Annotated in this window: 3 protein-coding genes; 2 read left to right on the top strand and 1 reads right to left on the bottom strand. The window is 42.1% G+C overall.

What is annotated here, in order from left to right; genetic code table 11:
* Window positions 1-140: 140 nt before the first annotated feature.
* Entirely contained in the window at window positions 141-341 is a 201-nt protein-coding gene (locus AC37HE_RS07830; RefSeq protein ID WP_500782256.1) for a hypothetical protein, read from the bottom strand.
* 371 nt (window positions 342-712) lie between these two features.
* Here AC37HE_RS07830 and AC37HE_RS07825 point away from each other — a divergent pair, with 371 nt between their 5' ends.
* Both AC37HE_RS07825 and AC37HE_RS07820 read left to right on the top strand, forming a co-directional pair.
* Window positions 713-1,330, top strand: a complete 618-nt coding sequence (locus AC37HE_RS07825; RefSeq protein WP_500782255.1) for a peptidoglycan DD-metalloendopeptidase family protein — start codon at window positions 713-715, stop codon at window positions 1,328-1,330.
* Between the two features lie 113 nt (window positions 1,331-1,443).
* Window positions 1,444-3,117 carry an IS1634 family transposase gene (locus AC37HE_RS07820; RefSeq protein WP_500782254.1) on the top strand — a complete coding sequence of 558 codons (1,674 nt, stop codon included), beginning with the start codon at window positions 1,444-1,446 and terminating at the stop codon, window positions 3,115-3,117.
* Window positions 3,118-3,170: the final 53 nt, after the last annotated feature.

The following is a 3,170-nucleotide window of genomic DNA, read 5'->3' as shown; positions in this document are numbered from 1 at the left end:
CTGGGGTCAACGCGACCAGTGGTCATATCTTTATTCTTGACAAATGGTAATTGGGGTCATCAAATTTGTTAGACAACTATATTATTGGATCGCACCGTTCAATTATTCAAAACAATCCATCGCCTCGAAAGCGCGGAGGCCTACCTGTAGGCCCGACCTTTCGCAATTTGTCCGTTACCTCTTCCATTGCCTCCACGCGTTTGGCGTCCAGTGGAAAGCTGCGCATGACAACCTTGCTGAATTCGGCCCAATTCACCATCGACACTACTTATCCGCAACTGCCACCGACCGACAAGAATAGAGATCTCCCCCCGTGCTTTGCAATGATTTAAAATGATCATTGCATTATTTTGATGCATATTCCCGAATATCTTGTCATTGCAGTAAGTTTGACATGTTTTTCTATTGGGTATTGCATCATTGTGAAGCAGCTAGTATTATCACTCCCCCCTTGAATGTCCTAACCGATTATTATTATGGCCAAATATTTATCGGCATGCATTTTGCTTTTTACGCCTCGAAAGTTAGGATAACAATCAAAGCGGAATTCGTAAACGTAATAGTCACCACTTTCGTTCTTTGACAAAATTAATCTTTGGCTCTACCATTTAACGAAAAATAGTTCTACATCAACATCATGAATCCTTCACGATTATTCAATTCCAAAAGAAAAAGATAATAGTTACATTCAAATTTGGACAGGGGGCAACTTATGTTAAAAATCAAACAGTCTGTTGGGATAAATGGAGCAAATCAGTATCAAGATGTTTTCTTAATTCAAACGGCATTAAACAAAGTTCAACCATTATTGAACGGAAAACGACTTAAAGAAGATGGACTTCATGGTAAAATCACCGCATCTGCGATTTCCGAATTTCAGACGAAGTATGTAAAGATGGTCATACCTGATGGGAGAATAGACCCAAATGGCAAATCGATCAAAGTCCTGAATGAAATCGTTGTCCGGAAAAACGATAAATTGTTATTTCCTCTGGCATTTCAACCAGCGCAAAGCTATAGAACAGGGATGCGCGCATATGGTTCTAATCGTTCATCAGGAACTCGCAAGCATGCTGGTTGTGACTTATATGCACCTAAAGGCACAGCTATTAGAGCCATTAAGGACGGTATCGTTATTCAAGACTATCCGTTTTATCTGAGTACTCGCGCTTTGGAAATTGACCATGGAGACATTTTAGTTCGCTATGGTGAAATTTCACACGTAGCAGTGGGAATAAAAAAAGGTGCAGCAGTTAAGCGTGGGCAGATAATTGCATCGTACTTTCCACACCTCATAGAGATAAAAGAAAGCTATTTTTTAATGTTATGATATTAGCCACATAAACGATTCTGAACGATAGTTGTTGAATGAATGATAGTTAGTCTAGACTTCTATCTATGCCGGTGCTATTTTGCTCCGAAAGAATGACTAAAAGGAGCGAAATGGAATTACCGAATCTTTCTGGTGCGAAGTTCACCAATGTTCAGCATCTACCAATTGTGAAAGAGTATGCAAGGCAAATCAAATTGGTCGAAACCATAGACGGCATGGTTGAGTCACAGATGGACTTGAGTCCTGGCGTTGCGGTTTTAGCGATGGTTTTGGACACATTGACAGGTCGTACGCCTTTGTACCGGTTGGTCAACTTTTATAATGAAAAAGATGATGCGTTGCTGCTGGGCCAATCGGTGGAACCGGGACTTTTTTCAGACCATAACCTGGGGCGGGTATTGGATAAAATATACGAGTCCGGAACCCAAAAGATTTTTGGACAACTTGCTCAAAATGCCGTGGGCGGTTTTCGGATAGATACCCAGTGCGGGCATTACGACACGACCTCGGTCAGTGTATTCGGAGATTACGATTTATCTGAAAAGCCCTTTCATATCACTTACGGGCATAGCAAGGACAAGCGGCCGGACCTGAAGCAGTTTTTAATTGAAATGCTTTGCGTCGATCGCAACATCCCTATTTTGGGTGCAACCCGCGATGGTAACGGTTCCGACAAAACGCTCAATAATGAGCTTTTGACCGGGGTATCAAGGTACATGTCAAAAAATGGTCTTAAGAATGAAGCATATATTCATGTGGCCGACTCGGCGATGGTAACCAGCGATAATTTGGAGGCGGCCGCTGTAGGAAACATATTATTTGTTAGCCGCTTGCCGGCAAACTTCAAAGAGTGTGGTCGAGTAATCGAAGAAGCCGTGGCAAAAGATCAATGGGAGGATATCGGCATTCTGAATCGAACTTCGGCAACGAAAAAGCGCCCGGCCGCATTTTACCGTTCGTTTGAAACCACGGTGGAGATAAACGGAAGAACTTATCGAACGATAGTAGTACACTCAAGCGCCCATGACAAAAGAAGGCATAAACGAATTGATCGGCTTTTAAAAAAGGAACGAAAGGAGCTTGTGCAATTATGCAAAAAGGCCGAGAAAACGCCATATTATTGTGAGGCTGATGCACAGATGGCGGAGAAAAAGCTTTGCAAATCGGCTGAGAGATCAAATTGTCACCGGGTTTTGACGACAATAGATAAAGTTGCCAAATACAAGCGCGGCCGTCCGGTGAAAGGCAAAGAGCGACAAATAGATTATCATGAATATTACTTGAAGACACGGATTGTGGAAAACTCTGAAAAAGTAAAGACATTGCGTTCGGAAGCCGGATGCTTTGTTTTACTGACCAATTTAACAACCGAAGAGCAGTGGCAAGATTGGGATGCCGATCGTCTGTTGCGGTTGTATAAGAATCAAAGCGGCATCGAACAAAACTTTGGATTTTTGAAAGACCCCGCAATCGTGAACGGCATATTTTTGAAGAAGACATCTCGAATTGAAGTGTTGGGCCTGATACTTTTGATATCGCTGTTGATTTGGAGGTTGATGGAACGATCGATGCGCCAATTTGCCGAGGCAGATGGAAGTACATTGCCGGGCTGGGAGGAACGTAAAACAAAAAGGCCTACTTCTTTCATGATGACGACAAAGTTTATGAATGTGCTTGTGATAACAATCGGCAATGTTCGTTATCTCGCGAACCGATTTACAGAGGTTCAATTAGCTTACCTAAAAGCATTGAAAATTGATCCAAAAGTCTTTGTTACGCCTTGAAATGGAAATAAATAAATTATCGTAAAACTGGAAAATTAGGTGTGGAAAGTACG

It is taken from the genome of Mangrovibacterium sp. (assembly GCF_059905295.1).
This window is presented reverse-complemented; position numbering and strand designations above follow the sequence as displayed.